This is a genomic window from Allostreptomyces psammosilenae, assembly GCF_013407765.1.
Classification (GTDB): domain Bacteria; phylum Actinomycetota; class Actinomycetes; order Streptomycetales; family Streptomycetaceae; genus Allostreptomyces; species Allostreptomyces psammosilenae.
Genome location: NZ_JACBZD010000001.1, coordinates 3,540,574 through 3,559,360, shown reverse-complemented (window position 1 = coordinate 3,559,360; position 18,787 = coordinate 3,540,574). Strand labels below are relative to the sequence as shown.

The window sequence follows — 18,787 nt, the reverse complement described above, 5'->3', positions numbered from 1 at the left end:
CCCTGCCGCGTGTGCGCCCCGTGGAGGGACGCGGCGTGTGCGCGCCGGAGTACCCGCCGCAGGGCGGGCGGTGCCCGCCCTGCGGCCGGCGGTGCCTGGCCGGCGGCCCGGGTCAGCTCCCGGCGACGGTGCGGCGCAGCCCGATGCGGGCGGCCACCCCCACCACGACCAGCAGCGCGGCGAAGCCGGCGAACATCGGGGTGATCGAGCCACCGGTCTGGGCCAGCTCGCCGTCGGGGTTCACGACGTTGCCGGGCACGGCGCTCGGGCTGGGGCTGGACGCGTCGGCACCGGCCGCGGCGGCCTCCTCGCCACCGGTCGTCTCCTGGCCGCCGGTGGACGCCTCGCCGCCGCTCGTCTCCTGGCCGCCGGTCGTCTCCTGGCCGCCGGCGGTGGACTCCCCGCCGGTGGCCTGCTCGCCGCCGGTACCGGCCTCGCCGCCGCCGGCGGTGGTCTCCCCGGCGCCGCCGGCGGCGGCGGCGCCCTCGGAGCCGCCCGCGCTCTCGGAGCCGCCGTCGCCGCCGCTCGTCCCCCCGTCCGGGCACTCGACCTTGAAGACCTTGTGCTTCTCGGTGGGGTTCTGGTTGCCCTCGATCTCCCAGAAGACCTTGTAGTGGCCGCTGGGCAGGGTCATGTCCTCGGTGCGCCCGGTGCCGTCGGCCAGCACGATGCTGCCCGAGGCCACGGCCTCGCCCTCACCGCCCTGCCAGTCCGGGGTGATCCGCCAGTCGACCTTCTCCAGGTCGTCGAACTGGAATCCGGCGAGGTAGAACTCGCAGACCTTCGGCTGGTTGGCCCGAACCTCCTCGTCGGTGACGGCGTCGTGGACCTTCACCGTGCCGTTGGAGCCGGGCGGGTTGCCACCGTTCTGGGCGAGGGCGGTGGTCGGTGCGAGCATGACACCGGCGACGACGGGCGCGGCCACGGCCGCGCGCACAAAGGTGCGGAGGGACATTCGGTCTCCCGGAAACGGCGGGTACCGCGCCCTGGGGGTTGGGCGCGGTGTTCGTTGAGGGACCGCGGCGGCACGGGGTCACGGAGCGCCCGACGCGCCCTGGGAAGCGGGCGGTCAAGGGCGTGCTCACGCGAGGTCGTCAGGACTCGAGGGGCTGCCGCCGCGTGGTCGGCCCTACGTTCTCGCTCAACTGACCAAGAATCAAGCCCCATACGTACCGGAGCGATCCCTCTCACCGGAAATGTCCGGCTTGCCGCTTGTAACAATTCCGCACGGACGCCGCCACGGACCGCTCTCAGCGACCCTCAGCCCGCCAGAACCCGTATCGCCACGAGTCCCGCGACCCCCAGCAGGCCCGTGGACCAGCCCAGGAACCGCCGCCCCAGGCCACCCCCACACAACACCCCCACCAGCAGCAACGCCCCGGCCAGCGGCAGCCAGGCGTACGCCACGCCGGCCGTCCCCGCCCGCACCGCCGTCCCCTCCGCCGCGTCCACCACCACCGGCACCCGCGCCCCGACGCCGTCCCACAGCACCGACCGCTCGATCCGCACCTGACCGGGCGGCGCGTCCTCCCCGGGCGCCGCCCCTGCCGCGCCGGCGCCGCGGGCTTCGTCGGCCGTGAACGCCCCCACACACCACCGGGACCCGCAGTCGGCCACCACCAGCGTCCCGGCCACGCCCTCCCCCGAGCGCACCGACGACATCCCCGTCCAGCCGCGCCACCCCGCGGCCCCCAGCAGCCACAGAACCAGCAGGCACACCGCCACCACCCGCACGGCACGCCACAGCCGGGACAGCAGCCCCGGCCCCCGCGCCGCCCGCTCCCGCGCCCGACGCGCCGCCCGCCCCTCCGTCTCCGCCTCGCTCGGCACCGGCGCGTCCGCGTCCTCGTCGAACAGGCCCGCCCCCGCCCCTCGCCCATCGGCCGACCAGGCCACCTTCGAACTCCCTTCCGAGCGGCGACGACAGTGACCGAAAACCTCCCCTCCCCACCACCCCGGTGTCAATGGCCGGCACAGGCCCCACACAACCCCCACACACGACGACGGCGGGCACCCGCGGCCATCCGACCGCCGGCACCCGCCGACACACCCCGAAGACCCCCGCCGAGGGAGCCCGCCCCCGCGGACCGCACCCCGGCGAGCCCGGGACCAGCTCACGAGCTCAGGAGTTGAACCGCTGCTGCGCCTGCTCCAGCCCCTCCGACAGCAGCACCTCCACCGAGTCCGCCGCCCGGTCCACGAACCAGTCCAGCTCCTTGCGCTCCGTCGCCGAGAAGTCCCGCAGCACGAACGCCGCCACGTCCATCCGACCCGGCGGCCGGCCGATCCCGCACCGCACCCGGAAGTAGTCCGGCCCCAGCGAGCGCGTGATCGACTTCAGGCCGTTGTGGCCGTTGTCCCCACCCCCCCGCTTCAACCGCAGCGTCGGATAGTCGATGTCCAACTCGTCATGGACCACCACCAGGTTCCCCGCCGGCACCTTGTAGAAGTCCCGCAGCGCCGTCACCGGCCCGCCCGAGGCGTTCATGAACAACATCGGCTTCGCCAGCACCACCCGCCGCCCGGCGATCCGCCCCTCCACCACCTGGGCCCGACTGCGGTGCGACTTGAACCGCCCACCCAGCCGCTCCGCCAGCAGGTCCACCACCATGAAGCCGATGTTGTGCCGGTTCCCCGCGTACTCCGGCCCGGGATTCCCCAGACCTGCCACCAGCCACGGCCCCTGCGGGTCCACCGCCGCAGCCGACGCCGGACCCGCGGCCCGCTCGCTCCGCTCGTTCATGCCACCCTCTCGACTCTCCCGGCCACGCCCCACCACCGCGGCCACCGGGCCCCCCACCCCATCATCGACCCCGGCCCCGCCATCGAACCCCCGACATGGCGAAGCGCCGCGCCCCACGGAAACCCGCGGGACGCAGCGCCGCCACACATCGGAACCGGACCGGCACCGCCGGCCCGTCAGCCCACTCAGCCCTCGGCGGGCGCCTCGGCCTCGGCGGCCTCGGCCTCCGCCGGAGCGGCCTCGACCTGCGGCAGCACGATCTGCACCAGGCCGGTCTCCGGGCCGGTCACCAGGGTGACACCAGCCGGCAGCTCCACGTCGCCGGCGTGCACGGCGGCACCCGCCGACAGGCCCTCGACCGAGACGGCCAGCGTCTCCGGCACGTGGGTCGCCTCCGCCTCCACCGAGATGGTGGACTGCAGGTGCTCCACCAGGTTCCCGCCCGGAGCCGGCTCACCCTCGATGACCAGCGGCACCTCGACGGTCACCTTCTCGCCCCGCTGCACCAGCAGCAGGTCCACGTGCTCCAGGAAGCCCTTGAGCACGTCCCGCTGCACGGCCTTGGGCAGCGCCAGCTTGCGCTGACCGTCCACCTCCAGGCTCAGCAGCACGTTCGGCGTCTTCAGCGCCATCATCAGCTCGTGACCGGGCAGGTTCAGGTGCAGCGGAGCGTTGCCGTGGCCGTACAGCACGGCAGGCACCTTGCCCGCGCGACGGGCACGGCGCGCAGCGCCCTTGCCGAACTCAGAACGCGGCTCGGCGGCGATACGGACCTCGGACACGACAGCTCTCCTCGAACGACGCGATGATGAGTAAACGACGGGCGGCCCCGCGGGACGAGAATCCCGTATCGCCACCCGAAGACGGTCGCAAACCCGCGACACGCGGTGCGACGACAAGACACACCCGGTTGCACCCGGCCGGACGGCCCGCGACATTCAGACCGCGCGTTCGACGGCACGAGCGCCGGCTCGCCCCGAACGGGCCACCGGACACCACCAGCGCGTCGATCACGGACCCACACACGGATCCCTCGCCGAGCAACCCCAGGATTCTACCCGGCCGGCCGCCCCAGCAGAAAATCGGGGCCGCCCCCGCCGTGGCGCGCCCCGAACCGAGGACGGCCGACGGACGGGGGACGACCCCGACCCCACCCCTCAGACCACGCGCCACACCGAACCGAACGGATTCGGAAAAGCACGACCGGCCAAAGGAAAAACGATCAATCAGCCTTCGAAGAGACTGGTCACGGAACCGTCGTCGAAGACCTCACGAACAGCCCGGCCCAGCATCGGCGCGATCGACAGCACCGTCACCTTGTCGATGTTCGCCTGCGGCTCCAGCGGCAGCGTGTTGGTCAGCACCACCTCGCTGATCCGCGAGTTCTTCAACCGGTCCACCGCCGGCCCCGACAGCACCCCGTGCGTCGCCGCCACCAGCACCTCCGCGGCACCGTTGGCGAACAGCGCCTCCGCCGCCGCGCAGATCGTCCCCGCCGTGTCGATCATGTCGTCCACCAGCACGCAGGTGCGGCCCTCGACCTCACCCACGACCTCGTGCACCGACACCTGGTTCGCCACGTCCGGGTCACGCCGCTTGTGCACGATCGCCAGCGGCGCCCCCAGCCGGTCACACCAACGGTCCGCCACCCGCACCCGGCCCGCGTCCGGCGACACCACCGTCAGCCGGTCCCGGTCCACCCGGGCCCCCACGTACTCGGTCAGCAGCGGAAGCGCGAACAGGTGGTCCACCGGCCCGTCGAAGAAGCCCTGGATCTGGTCCGTGTGCAGGTCCACCGCCATCAGCCGGTCCGCACCCGCCGTCTTGAGCAGATCCGCCACCAGACGCGCCGAAATCGGCTCCCGCCCCTTGTGCTTCTTGTCCTGCCGCGCGTACCCGTAGAACGGCATGATCACCGTGATGCGCTTCGCGGAAGCCCGCTTCAGCGCGTCCACCATGATCAACTGCTCCATGATCCACTTGTTGATGGGAGCCGTGTGGCTCTGGATCACGAACGCATCACTGCCGCGCACCGACTCCTCGAAGCGCACATAGATCTCGCCGTTCGCGAAATCAAACGCCTTCGTCGGCACCAGCTCCACACCCAGCTGCTCAGCCACCTCCCCCGCGAGCCCAGGGTGTGCACGGCCGGAGAAGAGCATGAGTTTCTTCTCGCCGGTCGTCTTGATGCCGGTCACTGAACCGTCTCCTTGTAGCTGCCGTCACCGTCCCGACCGACAACCGGCCGAAACGCCCCCCACCACGGTACGCCAGACCTTCATCGGCAACCCACGCCGGTGACCACCACCGGCCCGCACACCCACCACTGCGCCACGGATCACACCCCGGGCACTACTCCACGCCGTCACCGGGCTCCGTCACGTCACCGGCACCCGCCGCCAACGCCCGCTCCGCGGCCTCCGCCGCAGCCGTCCCCGGACGCTTCCGAGCCACCCAGCCCGCCACGTTCCGCTGCTGCGCCCGGGACACACCCAGCGCCCCCGGCGGCACGTCCTTGGTGATCACCGAACCCGCGGCGGTGTAGGCGCCGTCACCGACCTCCACCGGCGCGATGAACATGTTGTCCGACCCCGTCCGGCAGTGCGAACCGATCACGGTGCGGTGCTTGCTCACCCCGTCGTAGTTCACGAACACCGTCGCCGCCCCGATGTTCGTCCCCTCACCGATCGTGGCGTCCCCGACATAACTCAGGTGCGGCACCTTCGAACCGTCCCCCACCTCGGCGTTCTTCATCTCCACGAAGGCACCCGCCTTCGCCTTCCGACCCAGCCGCGTCCCCGGGCGCAGGTACGCGAACGGCCCCACCGTCGCGCCCTCCCCGATCTCCGCACCGGTCGCCACCGTGTTCGACACCACCGCGTCCACACCCACCGTGGTGTCCGTCAGCGTGCTGTTCGGACCCACCTCGCACCCCTCGGACAGGTGCGTCGCCCCCACCAGACGCGTGTTCGGCAGCACCACCGCGTCCGGCTCGAAGGTCACCTGCACGTCCAGCCACGTCGTCGCCGGATCCACCACCGTCACACCGGCCCGCATCGCCGCCTGAACCAGACGGTCGTTCAGCACCCGCCGGGCCGCCGCCAGCTGCACCCGGTCGTTGATCCCCAGGATCTCCCGCGCGTCCACGGCCACCACCGCGCCCACCCGGTGCCCCTCACCGCGCAGGATCCCCAGGGTGTCCGTCAGGTACTCCTCACCCTGGCTGTTGTCCGTGCGCACCTGGGTCAGCGCGTGCGCCAGCAGCTTCGCGTCGAAGGCGTACACCCCCGAGTTCACCTCGGTGATCGCCAACTGCTCGGGGGTCGCGTCCTTGTGCTCCACGATGCCCGCCACCGCCCCGGCACCCGCCGCCGGCGAGGCCTCCGGCTCCCGCACGATCCGCCCGTAGCCCGTCGGGTCCGGAACGACCGCGGTGAGCACCGTCACCGCGTTCCCCTCCGCCTCGTGCGCCGCCACCAGGGCCCGCATGGTCTCCACGGTGAGCAGCGGGGTGTCCCCGTAGGTCACCACCACCGTGCCGTCCAGCTCCACCCCGGCCGAGGCCAGCTCCTCCAGGCCGACCCGGACCGCGTGACCGGTGCCGTTCTGCTGCTCCTGCACGGCGATCCGGGCGCCCGGGTCGATCTCGCCCAGGTGCGCCACGACCTGCTCCCGCTGGTGCCCGACGACCACCACCAGGTGCTCCGGCTCCAGCTCCCGGGAGGCCGCCACGACGTGCCCCACCAGGCTGCGGCCGCACACCGGATGCAGCACCTTCGGCAGCCGCCGGGACTTCATCCGGGTGCCGCCCCCCGCGGCGAGGATCACGATGGCGGCGGGACGAACGGCGACACTCACGACAGGTGGCTCCTCGACGCTGCGGAGGGAGGAGGGACTCCCCGGGACGCGTCGAGGATAGCCGCAGCCGGACCCGCCTCTCAGGAGACGGGTGAGGACTCGAACCTACAGAGCTCCGCCGTCAGGACTCGAACCCGAACCAATGACGCCAAAAGACATTGTGCTGCCAGTTACACCACGGCGGATAAACGGCAGATTCGATCGGATTGATCACCCCTACCGCTTGCCAGATCAGCCTACACCGGAGGCGATGCCCTGCCACCATCCCTCGACGCGCCGATACAGACTGGATCCTCCGAGTACGCGGACGGTCAGGCAACCGTTGTAGGTATCTCCTGTGTTCTTCCGGTTGGTCTTCGGGTTGTGGCGCTTGAGCGTCGTCCTGGCCAAGGCGTCGCGCGGTACGCCGATGACGTTCGCCCAGAACTCCTCGGCACGCGGTACGTCCGCCTCCTCGTGGATGGCGACGCGGTACCCGCGGCGTTCCGGCTCCACACCCATCAGGTCGAGCCACCGAAGGTACAGCCGGATGACGTCCGGGTCGCTGTTGACGAACTGCAAGCTGGTGTTGGGGCGGTGCGGTTTCGCCTTCGCCCCCTCGGCCCAGTACAACACCACCCCCGCCAGCAGGAGTTCTCGGTCACTCAGCAGACCGATATCGGACCGGGCGAGCTCCCGCAACCGGGCCTGCTCCAATCGGGCGGCCTGCCACCGCGCCTGAGTCGCCGCCCGTGCCCGGGCGGCGCGTTCCTCCGGCGTCGAGCGGCTGGCGGGCTTCGGCAGGTCCCGCACCCACAGCGACACCGAGCTCTTCGAGACGCCTAACTCCGCCACGATCTCGTCGTAGGTCATCCCTTGCGCGCGCAGCTCGCGGGCGCGCTCGCGCAGGTCGTCCTTGGCCCGGGGGCGGCGGGTCCATTCGGGTGGGGGCTCGTCACCGAGCAGGCGGGTGAGGCGGTCGCCGGCGTGGATGCCGAGGCGCTCGGCGATCTGGGCGCGGCTGAGGCCCTGGCGGCGGAGGGCCTTGGCGCGCTCGGCGAGGTCGGCGGGGCGGGTGGTGGAGACCGGCGCGGGGAGGCGGGGCGGGCGGTCGGAGGCGGGGCGGGGGGCCGGGATGAGGATGCCTTCGAGGACGCCGGGAATGGCCGGGTCGGTGTCGCCGTGGGGGCGGTCGGGGGTGTTGTTCGCGGTGTTCATGGAGTACACGGTGAGGCCATTCGGCGCCGGTGAATAGCTCTTTTGTACGTGATTCACCTGTTCGAGGTAATTCGCACAACCGCGCGCCCCCTTGTCGCGTTATGTATGGGATTAGCGAGGCGGGCGGGACGCGTGTCGACGTGCCGCCCACTTCGCCGCCATCCCACATCGCCGGCCAGGCCACCCCGCTCCGCGTCGGTGCTCGGCCGCGTAACCCGGGGCTGCCATACTTACGACTGCGTAGGTTACGGAAGCGTAGGTTTGCGCACCCTCCGCCCGCCTCCGTCCGGCGGGCGTCGCCGACCAGCAAGGGGCTGAACAGTGACTCCACCGTCCGCGTCCACGTCCGCCGGGGCCCAGTGGCCCCCCTCGACAGCCGTGGCCGACCCACGGTCGACCGGCCCGGCCACCCCGGGCGCCCCAGGCACCCCGCCCACCCCCGGCACCGCCACCACCACCGCGCTCTCGGCCGCGGCCGGCACGCTCGGCGGCGAGCGGAAGGGGCCGGTGGAGCAGGTGGCGCTGGCCCTGTTCATCGGGGTGCCGTTCGTGGCGCTGATCGCCGCCGTCCCGCTGGCCTGGGGGTGGGGGGTGCACTGGCGGGACCTGGTGATCGCGCTGGTCTTCTACTACGTCTCCGGCATGGGGGTGACGATCGGCTTCCACCGCCACTTCACCCACAGCTCGTTCAAGGCCCGCCGCCCGCTGCGGGTCTTCCTGGCGATCGCCGGCAGTCTGGCGATCGAGGGGCCGGTGATCCGGTGGGTGGCCGACCACCGCAGGCACCACAAGTTCTCCGACAAGGAGGGGGACCCGCACTCGCCGTGGCGCTACGGGGAGACCGTGCCCGCCCTGGCGAAGGGCCTGTTCTACGCGCACATGGCGTGGATGTTCGACGTGGACCGCACCCCGCAGGACAAGTACGCCCCGGACCTGCTCAAGGACCGGGACATCGTGCGGGTCTCCCGGCACTTCCTGCTCTGGGTGGCGGTCTCGCTGCTGCTGCCGGCGGCCATCGGCGGGCTGTGGAGCTGGTCCTGGCAGGGGGCGGTGACCGCCTTCTTCTGGGGCGGGCTGGTTCGGGTGGGGCTGCTGCACCACGTGACCTGGTCGATCAACTCGATCTGCCACGCGGCGGGCGAGCGTCCGTTCCGGTCGCGGGACCGGTCCGGGAACGTCTGGTGGCTGGCGGTGCTGTCGTTCGGCGAGTCGTGGCACAACCTGCACCACGCGGATCCGACCTCGGCGCGCCACGGCGTGCTGCGGGGGCAGTGGGACTCCAGCGCGCGGGTGATCCGCTGGCTGGAGCTGCTGGGCTGGGCCCACGACGTGCGCTGGCCGAGCCGTGAGCGGGTGGCCGCGCGGCGGGTGACGGGGCAGGCGGCATGATGGGCGGGTGAACGAACGATCCGGACAGCGCAGCGTGCGGTCGACCAAGTCGGCCAAGGAGAAGTCGGCGGGAGGGTCGCCGGGCAGGGGCGGCCCTCCCGCCGGGCGGGCCGCGGGGACGTCGGCCGGCGGCGCGGGGGGCGGCGCCGGCGCGGCGGCGGGAACGGCGGGAACGGCGGGCACGGCGGCGGGCACGGTCGCGGGGGAGGCGGCCGAGGCGTCGCGGCGTGCGCGGGGGGCGGCGGCGCGCAGCCGGGTGCGGATGACCGGGAAGCAGCGGCGGGAGCAGTTGCTGGACGTCGGGCGGGCGCTCTTCGCGGAGCGGGGGTTCGACGCGACGTCGGTGGAGGAGATCGCCGCGAAGGCGGGGGTGTCCAAGCCGGTGGTGTACGAGCACTTCGGGGGGAAGGAGGGGCTGTACGCGGTGGTGGTGGACCGCGAGATGGAGTCGTTGCTGGACCGGGTGACGTCGGCGTTGACCGGGGGCCATCCGCGGGAGTTGCTGGAGCAGGCGGCGTTCGCGTTGCTGGACTACATCGACGACTCGACGGACGGGTTCCGCATCCTGGTGCGGGACTCTCCGGTGGCGCAGTCGACGGGCACCTTCGCGTCGTTGATCAGTGACATCGCCTCGCAGGTGGAGGGGATCCTGGGGGTGGAGTTCAAGAACCGGGGCTATGACGCGAAGCTGGCTCCGATGTACTCGCAGGCGCTGGTGGGGATGGTGGCGCTGACCGGGCAGTGGTGGCTGGACGTGCGCAGGCCGCGGAAGGCGGAGGTGGTGGCGCACCTGGTGAACCTGGCCTGGAACGGGTTGGACGGGTTGGAGCAGCGGCCGCGGTTGTGGACGCGCTGAGCGGGCTCTTGCCCTTCGTGTCGTGTTGATCGCGGTACGTGGCTTTTTGTTGGGAAGCGTCTGCGCGGGTGTTGCGGTGTGCGTACGCTGAGTTGCGGTGCGGGTCGGGGGCCGGTGCCGGGTGACGCGGGGTGGTGCGGGGTCAGCCGCACTCTCCGTGCCGGCGGCTGGGTGTGGTCCGCGCGGTCCGTGCGTTCGTGGGGTTCGTGTCGTTCGTGGCAGGCGTTGGGTCCGGCGGTCGGTGTCCCGGTGGTGTGGGGTGGCGTCGCGGGCGGACGATCGGAGGACTCGGTGGTGGGTTCGGCGGCTTCGGCGGATTCGGTTGGTGGTGGGGGGGCGTCCGGCGACGGGGGGTTGCGGACGCTGGTGGTGGGGGCGGGGTCGGCGGGGCGGGCGTTGGTCCGTGATCTGTCGCGGACTCCGTCGTTCGGTTTGTTGCCGGTGGGGTTGTTGGATGACGATCCGGCGAAGCGTGGGGTCCTGGTGCACGGTCTGCCGGTGTTGGGTGGGTTGGCGGAGCTGACCGAGGTGGCGGTGCGGCACGGGGTGCAGGTGGTGGCCCTGGCGATTCCGGGGTTGCCGAGTGCCGAGGTGCGGCGGTTGGCGCGGGCGGCGGGTGCGGCGGGTGCGGCGGTGCGGTATCTGCCGTCGTTCCTGGTGGCGTTGCAGCGTGAGGTGGTCGGGAGTGACATGCGCACGCTGGATGTGAACCGGTTGCTGGGGCGGCGGGAGTTGCACGTGGCGGGGCACGACGTGCGCTCGGTGATCGCCGGCCGGCGGGTGCTGGTGACGGGTGCGGGCGGGTCGATCGGCAGTGAGCTGTGCCGTCAGGTGCACGCCTTCGATCCGGCGGAGCTGTTCATGCTGGACCACGACGAGTCGAACCTGCACCGGCTGCAGTTGGAGCTGTGGGGGGAGGCGTTGCTGACGGACGACTCGCTGGTGATCGCGGACATCCGGGACCGGGCGCGGATACGGCAGATCTTCCGGGACCTGCGGCCGGAGGTGGTGTTCCACGCGGCGGCGCACAAGCACCTGCCGTTGTTGGAGCGGCATCCGTGTGAGGCGGTGAAGTCGAACGTGCTGGGCACGGACATCCTGGTGGAGGCGTCGTTGGACGCGGGGGTGGAGCGGTTCGTGCTGATCTCCACGGACAAGGCGGCGGATCCGACGTCGGTGCTGGGGGCGACGAAGCGGTTGGCGGAGCTGATCGTGCGGGCGAACGCGCGGGATGCGCGGAACCTGGGGACGGGGGTGTTCTCGGCGGTGCGGTTCGGCAACGTGCTGGGGTCGCGGGGTTCGTTGCTGTCGGTGCTGGCGGAGCAGTTGCGCAGCGGGGGGCCGGTGACGGTCACGCATCCGGAGGTGACGCGGTTCTTCATGACGATCGAGGAGGCCGTGGGGCTGGTGTTGGAGGCGGGGCGGATGGCGCGGGGTGGGGAGGTGTTCGTGCTGGACATGGGGGAGCCGGTGCGGATCGTGGATCTGGTGCGGAACTTCGCGGCGCAGGTGAACGCGCCGGAGGTGCCGATCCGCTTCACCGGGTTGCGGGCGGGTGAGAAGTTGAACGAGGCGCTGTTCTCGGTGCACGAGGAGCGGTTGCCGACGGCGCATCCGAAGGTGTTCGCGACGGAGTCGGGGCAGGGGCCGGAGGATCTGGCCGGGGGGTTGACGGCGCTGTACGCGGCGGCGGCGGGGAACGACGACGAGGCGGCGCGGCGGGCGTTGCGGGTGCTGCTGCCGGGGTACGGGGGGACGGCGCCGTCGTTGGGGGCGGAGGTGGCGGCGCCGGCGCCGTATCCGGACGGTTTCTAGCGCGGTCGCGGCGGCGTGTGGGGGCGCATGGCGGGGGCGCGTCGCGGGAGCCTTGAGCGGGGGGCCGCCGCCCGGGGTCAGTTGTCGAACGGCAGGCTGAGGGTGCGCAGCAGGTCGGCGAGGGCGTGGCGCTGCTGGGGGGTGAGGGCGGCGAGCAGCGAGCGTTCGTGGTCGAGGAGGACGGCGAGGGCGGCGTCGGCGCGGTCGCGGCCGTCGGGGGTGAGGCGGACGAGGACGCCGCGCCGGTCGGCGGGGTCGGGGAGGCGCTGGACGAGGCCCTTGGCGGCGAGCCGGTCGATGCGGTTGGTCATCGTGCCGGAGGTGACCAGGGTCTGGGTGAGGAGTTGTCCGGGGGAGAGCTGGTAGGGCTCTCCGGTGCGCCGGAGGGCGGTGAGCACGTCGAACTCCCAGGGTTCGAGGTTGTGCTCGGCGAAGGCGGCGCGGCGGGCGCGGTCGAGGTGGCGGGCGAGGCGGCTGATGCGGCTGAGGACCTCGAGGGGTTCCACGTCGAGGTCGGGCCGCTCGCGTCGCCACGCGGCTACCAGTCGATCGACCTCGTCCATCATGTGGATCAGTGTACGGGGTGTATCGACACCAAGCATCTTGATATCAAGAGGCCTGGTGTCGGGCCCGTCGGGGCCCGTCCGGGCCCGTGGCGGCGCGGGGCGCCCGTCCCCACCCGTAGGGCGGGGGCGGACGCCCCGGGCGCCGTCACTCCCACTCGATGGTGCCCGGGGGCTTGCTGGTGACGTCCAGCACGACGCGGTTGACGTCGGCCACCTCGTTGGTGATGCGGGTGGAGATCCGGGCCAGCACGTCGTACGGCAGCCGGGTCCAGTCGGCCGTCATGGCGTCCTCGGAGGAGACCGGGCGCAGCACGATCGGGTGGCCGTAGGTGCGGCCGTCGCCCTGGACCCCGACGGAGCGCACGTCGGCGAGGAGGACGACGGGGCACTGCCAGATGTCGCGGTCCAGGCCGGCGGCGCTGAGTTCGGCGCGGGCGATGGCGTCGGCCTCGCGGAGCAGTTCCAGGCGTTCCCGGGTGACCTCGCCGATGATGCGGATGCCGAGGCCGGGGCCGGGGAAGGGCTGGCGCCAGACGATCTCGGCGGGCAGGCCGAGTTCCTCGCCGACCTTGCGGACCTCGTCCTTGAAGAGCCGGCGCAGCGGCTCGACGAGCTGGAAGGTGAGGTCTTCGGGGAGGCCGCCGACGTTGTGGTGGGACTTGATGTTGGCGGTGCCGGTGCCGCCGCCGGATTCGACGACGTCCGGGTAGAGGGTGCCCTGGACGAGGAACTCGACGGTCTCGCCGTGGCTGCCGGCCTCGGCGACGATCTCGGCGGCGGCCTGTTCGAAGACGCGGATGAACTCGCGGCCGATGATCTTGCGCTTGGTCTCGGGGTCGGTCTGGCCGGCGAGCGCCTGGAGGAAGCGGTCGGCGGCGTCGACCACCTTGAGGCGGACGCCGGTGGCGGCGACGTAGTCCTTCTCGACCTGCTCGGCCTCGCCCTTGCGCAGCAGGCCGTGGTCGACGAACACGCAGGTGAGCTGGTCGCCGACGGCGCGCTGGACGAGGGCGGCGGCCACCGCGGAGTCGACGCCGCCGGACAGGCCGCAGATCACCCGCTTGTCCCCGACCTGGGCGCGGATGGCGGCGATGGCGTCCTCGACGACGTTCTCGGTGGTCCAGCTGGGGGTGAGGCCGGCGCCGCGGTAGAGGAAGTGCTCCAGCAGCTGCTGCCCGTGGGCGCTGTGCATGACCTCGGGGTGGTACTGCACGCCGTAGAGGGCTCGGGCGTCGTCCTCGAAGGCGGCGACGGGGGCGCCGGCGCTGGAGGCGGTGACGGTGAAGCCGTCGGGGGCCTCGGTGACGGAGTCGCCGTGGGACATCCAGACGGACTGGGCGGCCGGGGTGCCCTCGAAGAGGGTGGAGCCGGGCCTGGTGACGGTGAGGTCGGTGCCGCCGTACTCGCGGCTGCCGGTGTGGGCGACGGTGCCGCCGAGGGCGCGCGCCATGGCCTGGAAGCCGTAGCAGATGCCGAGGACGGGCACGCCGGCGTCGAAGAGCTCGCGGCCGACGTCGGGGGCGCCGTCGGCGTAGACGGAGGCGGGGCCGCCGGAGAGGATGATCGCCTTGGGGCGCTTGGCGAGCATCTCGGCCACCGGCATGGTGTGCGGGACGATCTCGCTGTAGACCCGGGCTTCGCGAACGCGGCGGGCGATGAGCTGGGCGTACTGGGCGCCGAAGTCGACGACCAGGACCGTGTCGGTGGTGTCCGGCGCGGTGGGCGAAGCTGCGCCTGCGGGGTTGGCTGGTGCCACGGGGCGGGCCTTCCGGCGGTGGTGCGGCGGCGTGTCGTTCGTTGCGGGCACGCCGAGGTCACGCCCGATTCTACCGGCCGCGGTTGGGCCGTTCGGAGGACGACGGGGGTGGCGGGGGTCTCACCATGCGGATGTCGGGTGGTGGTGGGCGGGGCGCCGGTGGCAGGCTGGGGGCATGTTCACCGCGCGCGGCTTCTTTACCTATGGCACCGGCTGGTCCGGCTGCCACGCTGCCGCATGAACTGACATGCTCCGCACGGCGCCCCGGATCACTCGGTCCGGGGCGCCGACGCGTGTTCCGGGCCGGGAGGGGCATCGGGCGGCGTGATCGTGGGGATCACGCGATCGTCTCGTTGGACTTCTGGGAGAGGACACAGTCATGAGCAGCGGCGGCATCGCGGGGGCGGCGGCCCCGGCCACGGGCCCGGGTTCGGATTCGACGGCGGCCACGGCGGCCACGGTGGTCGCGCCGGCGGCGGAGGTCACGCCGGCCGCGGGGGCCCCGGACGCCGGCACGGCGCGCCCGGCGGACGCGGCGGACGTGGCGGACCCGGCGGACGTGGCGGAGGTGATCGGCGCGGCCCGGGGCCGGATCGACGACCTGGACCGGCGGATCATCGCGCTGGTGCGGGAGCGGATGGAGGCGTCGGCGGAGGTGCAGCGGGCCCGGATGGCCTCCGGGGGGCGGCGGGTGGAGCTGTCCCGGGAGATGGAGATCATCTCGCGGTACCGGGAGGGCCTGGGCAAGCCGGGCACGACGGTGGCGATGACGTTGCTGGAGTTGTGCCGGGGAAAGGTGTGACGGTCGGGTTCCGAGGGCCCCGGGACCGTCCCCGACCTTGGCCTAGCGACGGGTAGTGCGGGCCGTCCGGTCTCCCTAGGCTGCCGCCATGGCGAACACCGAGCGGCGGGTGACCGGGCGGCGGGGCGCCGCCGAGGGCGACGGGTACGGGGGCGGGGCGGCGGAGTGGGCGGGCGCGGCGCACGGCAATCCGGTGGTGCCGCCGGGCCCGCGCTCCCCGCGGGACGTGGTGACGCCCCCGGTGGTACGGCGGCTGGTCTCGGCCGTCGCCGCCTCCGGGGACGCGCCGCCGATCACCGTGGTGGCGCCGGCGACCGGCGGGGTGCTGGCCCGGCTGCCGCGCAGCACGGAGGCGGACGTGGAGCGCGCGGCGGACGCCGCCCGCGCGGCGCAGCGGGCGTGGGCGCGGCTCCCGGTGCGGGCGCGCTGCGGGGTGCTGCTGCGCTTCCACGACCTGGTGCTGCGGCACCGGGAGGAGCTGCTGGACCTGGTGCAGGCGGAGACCGGCAAGGCGCGGCACCACGCGCACGAGGAGGTGCTGGCGGTCGCCATGGCGGCCCGGCACTACGCGGTGACGGCGCCGCGGCGGCTGCGTGACCGGGTGCGTCCGGGGGCGCTGCCGGGGCTGACCGCGGTGCGGGAGGTGCGGCACCCCAAGGGGCTGGTGGGTCTGGTCTCGCCGTGGAACTACCCGCTGGAGCTGGCCGTCTCGGACGCCCTGCCGGCGTTCGCGGCGGGCAACGCGGTGCTGGCGAAGCCGGACAGCCAGACCGCGCTGACCGCGCTGCGCGGCCGGGAGTTGCTGGTGCGGGCGGGGCTGCCGGCGGACCTGTGGCAGGTGGTGCTGGGGGACGGCCCCGAGGTGGGGCCGATGGTGGTGGACCGGGCGGACTACGTGGGGTTCACCGGGTCGACGGCGACCGGCCGGGAGGTGGCCCGGCGGGCGGCGGGCCGGCTGGTCGGCGCCGGGCTGGAGCTGGGCGGGAAGAACGCGATGCTGGTGCTGGCGGACGCCGACCCGGACCGGGCGGCCCGCGGGGCGGTGGTGGCCTGCTTCGGCTCGGCGGGGCAGCTGTGCGTCTCGGTGGAGCGCATCTACGTGCACTCCTCGCTGCGGGAGGCGTTCCTGGAGCGGTTCGCGGCGCGGGTGCGGGCGATGCGCCTGGGGGTGGGGATCGGCTACGGCGCCGACATGGGCACGCTGACCTCGGCCCGGCAGTTGGCGACGGTGGTGCGGCACGTGGCGGACGCGGTGGCCGGCGGCGCCGAGGTGGTGGCGGGCGGCCGGGCCCGGCCGGACGTGGCGCCGTTCGCGCACGAGCCCACGGTGCTGGTGGGGGTGCGGCCCCAGATGGCGGTGCACGCGGAGGAGACCTTCGGCCCGGTGGTCTCGGTGTACTCCTTCGACGACGAGGAGGAGGCCGTGCGGGAGGCGAACGCGACCCCGTACGGGCTGAACGCCAGCGTGTGGACGGCGGATCCGCGCCGCGGGGCGGCCCTGGCCCGGCGGCTGCGGGCCGGCACGGTGAACGTGAACGACGGCTACGCGGCGGCGTACGGCAGCGTGGCCGCGCCGATGGGCGGGATGGGCCAGTCGGGGCTCGGCCGCCGGCACGGCGCGGAGGGGCTGCTGCGCTACACCGAGACCCAGACCGTGGCGGTGCAGCGGGTGGTGCCGCTGTCGGGCCCGCCCGGGGTGCCGGAGCGGGTGTGGGACGCGGCGCTGGCGCGCGGGCTGCGGGTGCTGAAGGCGCTCCGGCTGCCGTAGCCGGGCGGCGGGCCGACGGGAGCGGCGGGCCGACAGTCGACGGCAACGGGCCGGCGGGCGCCAGCGGGGCCGGCCGGCGGGAGCGGCGGACCGGCGCCATGCGCTTCGGCGGTCCCCGAGCCTCAAGCGCATGGCGGCGGCACCAGGGTGGCCGGCCCGCGGGCGTCCCCGCGGACCGGCCACCTCTTCGGTCGTGGCCGGCAGGCTGTCCCCTGCGAACCGGCCACGGCACCGGTGCGACGTCCCACGGCGCGCGCCACGGCGGCCGTCCCAGGCGGCCGCGGCACCGCGCCCCATCGCACCGATGGCATCGGTATCCCTTTCAACGACACCCGGTGCGTCAGGTCACGTCCCCCGCGGGTGAACCTCCCGGGCCGCCCACCGCCCCGGCCCTCCGCTCCGGCCCGGCGCCCCGGCCCGGCGCCCCAGCCCAGCGGGCCTCAGGGCAGCTGCCGCAGCACCTCGGCCAGCGCCGTTCCGATCGTGCGGTGGAAGGTGGGGAACGCCCACACCGTGGTCTCCAGCGCCCGCAGCGGCACCTCCGCCTGCACGGCCACGGTGAGCGCCCCGATCGCCTCACCCGCCTGCGGGCCGGCGATGGTGGCCCCCACCAGCACCCCGCGGTCGGCGTCGGCCACCAGCTTGACCAGGCCGACGGTGCCCGGGCCGTGCACCGCGCCGCGCCCGCTCGCCGCGAGGTCCGTGCCGCCGACCGCCACCCGGACGCCGGCGGCGCGGGCCTGCGCCTCCGTCCTCCCCACACTGGCGATCTCCGGGTCGGTGAAGGTGACCCGGGGGATGGCGCGGTAGTCGGCCGGCGGGCCGCCGCTGCCGAGGATGCTCCGGCAGACCAGGTCCGCCTCGTACACCGCCACGTGGGTGAACAGGCCGTGCCCGGTCAGGTCGCCGAGCGCCCAGATGCCCGGACGGTCGCCGGACGCCGGCACCACCCGCAGCCGCTCGTCCACCGGCACCGAACGCCCCGTGGTGGGCACCCCCACCGACCCCAGACCGAGCGCCTCCAGGTCGGGGCGGCGGCCGACGGCCACCAGCAGCCGCTCGGCCCGCAGCCGCTCGCCGCGGTCGCAGCGCACCGTGAAGCCGTCCGCCCCGTGCTCGACGCCGACCACCGAGGTGTTCAGGTACACGCCCACGCCCTGCTCGGTCAGCGCCCGCAGCAGCAGTTCGCTCGACTCCGGCTCCTCGCGGCCGAGCAGCCCGCCGCCGTGCTCCACCACCGTGACGATCGTGCCGAAGCGGGCGAAGGACTGGGCGATCTCCAGGCCGACCGGCCCGCCGCCGATCACCAGCAGCGAATCCGGCGCCGCCCCGGCCCGCACCGCCTCCCGGTTGGTCCAGTACGGCGTGCCGGCCAGGCCCGGGATGTCAGGGATGACCGGGCTGGTGCCGGTGGCGAGCACCACGGCGGTGGTGGGCTGGAGCAGGTGCCCGTCGCCGTCGGAGCCCTCCACGGCAACCTCCCCGGGGCCGGTGAGGCGCCCCCGGCCGCGCAGCAGCCGCCCGCCCAGCGCGGTGAACCGTTCCACGGCCGCGGTGTCGTCCCAGTCGGCGGTGAGGGCGCGGACCCGCCGGGCCACCGGGCGCCAGTCCGGCTCCACCATGGCGGTTCCGGCCATGCCGGGGATGCGGTGCCCCTCGGCGACGAGTTCGGCCGAGCGCACCATGGCCTTGGTGGGGATGCAGGCCCAGTAGGGGCACTCACCACCGACGAGTTCGGCTTCGACGGCTACGACGTCCAGTCCGGCGTCGGCGAGCCGGCCGGCGGCGGCCTCGCCACCGGGGCCCATGCCGATGACCACGACGTCCGGACGGTCGGTGGGGAGTCGGGGCACAGCGTCCTCCTTCTGTGGCGGCGCCGCGGAACGGCCGGGCGGCGGTCGCGCCGGGCCCGGCCCGGGCCGCCCGTGCCGCGGTGGGACGCCGCCGCGCCCTGCCGGAGCGGGCCGCGCCGTGGGGCCGGGTGGGGGCCGGCCGGGGCGCCGGGACTGGTCCTCCCACCGTACTCGCGCGACGCCC

15 protein-coding genes and 1 tRNA gene are annotated in these 18,787 nt (G+C 73.7%); 5 read left to right on the top strand and 11 right to left on the bottom strand.

Features of this window, described 5'->3' with window-relative positions; all coding sequences use genetic code 11:
• Positions 1–112 precede the first annotated feature (112 nt).
• The 8 genes from FHU37_RS14755 to FHU37_RS14720 form a co-directional block, all read right to left on the bottom strand.
• On the bottom strand, positions 113–955 hold the full coding sequence (locus FHU37_RS14755; protein ID WP_179814632.1) for an LAETG motif-containing sortase-dependent surface protein: 843 nt from the start codon (positions 953–955) through the stop codon (positions 113–115).
• Positions 956–1,260: 305 nt separating this feature from the next.
• Positions 1,261–1,896 carry a hypothetical protein gene (locus tag FHU37_RS14750; protein WP_179814631.1) on the bottom strand — a complete coding sequence of 212 codons (636 nt, stop codon included), beginning with the start codon at positions 1,894–1,896 and terminating at the stop codon, positions 1,261–1,263.
• A 226-nt stretch (positions 1,897–2,122) separates the two neighbouring features.
• On the bottom strand, positions 2,123–2,743 hold the full coding sequence (gene pth / locus FHU37_RS14745) for an aminoacyl-tRNA hydrolase (RefSeq protein ID WP_179814630.1): 621 nt from the start codon (positions 2,741–2,743) through the stop codon (positions 2,123–2,125).
• Between the two features lie 185 nt (positions 2,744–2,928).
• Positions 2,929–3,525 carry a 50S ribosomal protein L25/general stress protein Ctc gene (locus tag FHU37_RS14740; protein WP_179814629.1) on the bottom strand — a complete coding sequence of 199 codons (597 nt, stop codon included), beginning with the start codon at positions 3,523–3,525 and terminating at the stop codon, positions 2,929–2,931.
• Positions 3,526–3,969: 444 nt separating this feature from the next.
• Positions 3,970–4,941: a ribose-phosphate diphosphokinase gene (locus FHU37_RS14735; protein WP_179814628.1), complete on the bottom strand. Its 972-nt coding sequence runs from the start codon at positions 4,939–4,941 to the stop codon at positions 3,970–3,972.
• Between the two features lie 154 nt (positions 4,942–5,095).
• Positions 5,096–6,601: a bifunctional UDP-N-acetylglucosamine diphosphorylase/glucosamine-1-phosphate N-acetyltransferase GlmU gene (glmU, locus tag FHU37_RS14730; RefSeq protein WP_179814627.1), complete on the bottom strand. Its 1,506-nt coding sequence runs from the start codon at positions 6,599–6,601 to the stop codon at positions 5,096–5,098.
• A gap of 113 nt (positions 6,602–6,714) precedes the next feature.
• Positions 6,715–6,786, bottom strand: a tRNA-Gln gene (locus FHU37_RS14725).
• A 46-nt stretch (positions 6,787–6,832) separates the two neighbouring features.
• Positions 6,833–7,798 (bottom strand): helix-turn-helix domain-containing protein, encoded by a 966-nt coding sequence (locus FHU37_RS14720; protein ID WP_246449895.1) that lies wholly within the window; start codon positions 7,796–7,798, stop codon positions 6,833–6,835.
• A 378-nt stretch (positions 7,799–8,176) separates the two neighbouring features.
• Here FHU37_RS14720 and FHU37_RS14715 point away from each other — a divergent pair, with 378 nt between their 5' ends.
• From FHU37_RS14715 to FHU37_RS14705, 3 genes are all read left to right on the top strand, one after another.
• On the top strand, positions 8,177–9,187 hold the full coding sequence (locus FHU37_RS14715) for an acyl-CoA desaturase (RefSeq protein WP_179814626.1): 1,011 nt from the start codon (positions 8,177–8,179) through the stop codon (positions 9,185–9,187).
• Between the two features lie 7 nt (positions 9,188–9,194).
• Positions 9,195–10,043 carry a TetR family transcriptional regulator gene (locus FHU37_RS14710; protein WP_312892611.1) on the top strand — a complete coding sequence of 283 codons (849 nt, stop codon included), beginning with the start codon at positions 9,195–9,197 and terminating at the stop codon, positions 10,041–10,043.
• Between the two features lie 249 nt (positions 10,044–10,292).
• Complete coding sequence (locus FHU37_RS14705) at positions 10,293–11,858, top strand: polysaccharide biosynthesis protein (RefSeq protein ID WP_376773945.1); 1,566 nt, start codon at positions 10,293–10,295, stop codon at positions 11,856–11,858.
• A 77-nt stretch (positions 11,859–11,935) separates the two neighbouring features.
• Here FHU37_RS14705 and FHU37_RS14700 read toward each other — a convergent pair whose 3' ends face one another.
• Both FHU37_RS14700 and guaA read right to left on the bottom strand, forming a co-directional pair.
• Positions 11,936–12,424: a MarR family winged helix-turn-helix transcriptional regulator gene (locus tag FHU37_RS14700; protein ID WP_179814624.1), complete on the bottom strand. Its 489-nt coding sequence runs from the start codon at positions 12,422–12,424 to the stop codon at positions 11,936–11,938.
• Positions 12,425–12,569: 145 nt separating this feature from the next.
• Positions 12,570–14,180, bottom strand: a complete 1,611-nt coding sequence (guaA, locus tag FHU37_RS14695) for a glutamine-hydrolyzing GMP synthase (protein ID WP_179814623.1) — start codon at positions 14,178–14,180, stop codon at positions 12,570–12,572.
• A 379-nt stretch (positions 14,181–14,559) separates the two neighbouring features.
• Here guaA and FHU37_RS14690 point away from each other — a divergent pair, with 379 nt between their 5' ends.
• The gene (locus FHU37_RS14690; protein WP_179814622.1) at positions 14,560–14,982 is read left to right on the top strand and encodes a chorismate mutase; all 423 of its coding nucleotides are present in this window, start codon (positions 14,560–14,562) and stop codon (positions 14,980–14,982) included.
• An 88-nt stretch (positions 14,983–15,070) separates the two neighbouring features.
• Complete coding sequence (locus tag FHU37_RS14685; protein ID WP_179814621.1) at positions 15,071–16,750, top strand: succinic semialdehyde dehydrogenase; 1,680 nt, start codon at positions 15,071–15,073, stop codon at positions 16,748–16,750.
• Positions 16,751–17,190: 440 nt separating this feature from the next.
• Here FHU37_RS14685 and FHU37_RS14680 read toward each other — a convergent pair whose 3' ends face one another.
• Positions 17,191–18,603, bottom strand: a complete 1,413-nt coding sequence (locus FHU37_RS14680) for a dihydrolipoyl dehydrogenase family protein (RefSeq protein WP_312892608.1) — start codon at positions 18,601–18,603, stop codon at positions 17,191–17,193.
• Positions 18,604–18,787: the final 184 nt, after the last annotated feature.

Excerpts from the sequence above, each read along its gene's own strand:
- FHU37_RS14755 (WP_179814632.1), bottom strand. The coding sequence starts at position 955 with ATGTCCCTCCGCACCTTTGTGCGCGCGGCCGTGGCCGCGCCCGTCGTC.
- pth (WP_179814630.1), bottom strand. The coding sequence starts at position 2,743 with ATGAACGAGCGGAGCGAGCGGGCCGCGGGTCCGGCGTCGGCTGCGGCG.
- FHU37_RS14720 (WP_246449895.1), bottom strand. The coding sequence starts at position 7,798 with ATGAACACCGCGAACAACACCCCCGACCGCCCCCACGGCGACACCGAC.
- FHU37_RS14700 (WP_179814624.1), bottom strand. The coding sequence starts at position 12,424 with ATGATGGACGAGGTCGATCGACTGGTAGCCGCGTGGCGACGCGAGCGG.
- FHU37_RS14690 (WP_179814622.1), top strand. The coding sequence starts at position 14,560 with ATGAGCAGCGGCGGCATCGCGGGGGCGGCGGCCCCGGCCACGGGCCCG.
- FHU37_RS14685 (WP_179814621.1), top strand. The coding sequence starts at position 15,071 with ATGGCGAACACCGAGCGGCGGGTGACCGGGCGGCGGGGCGCCGCCGAG.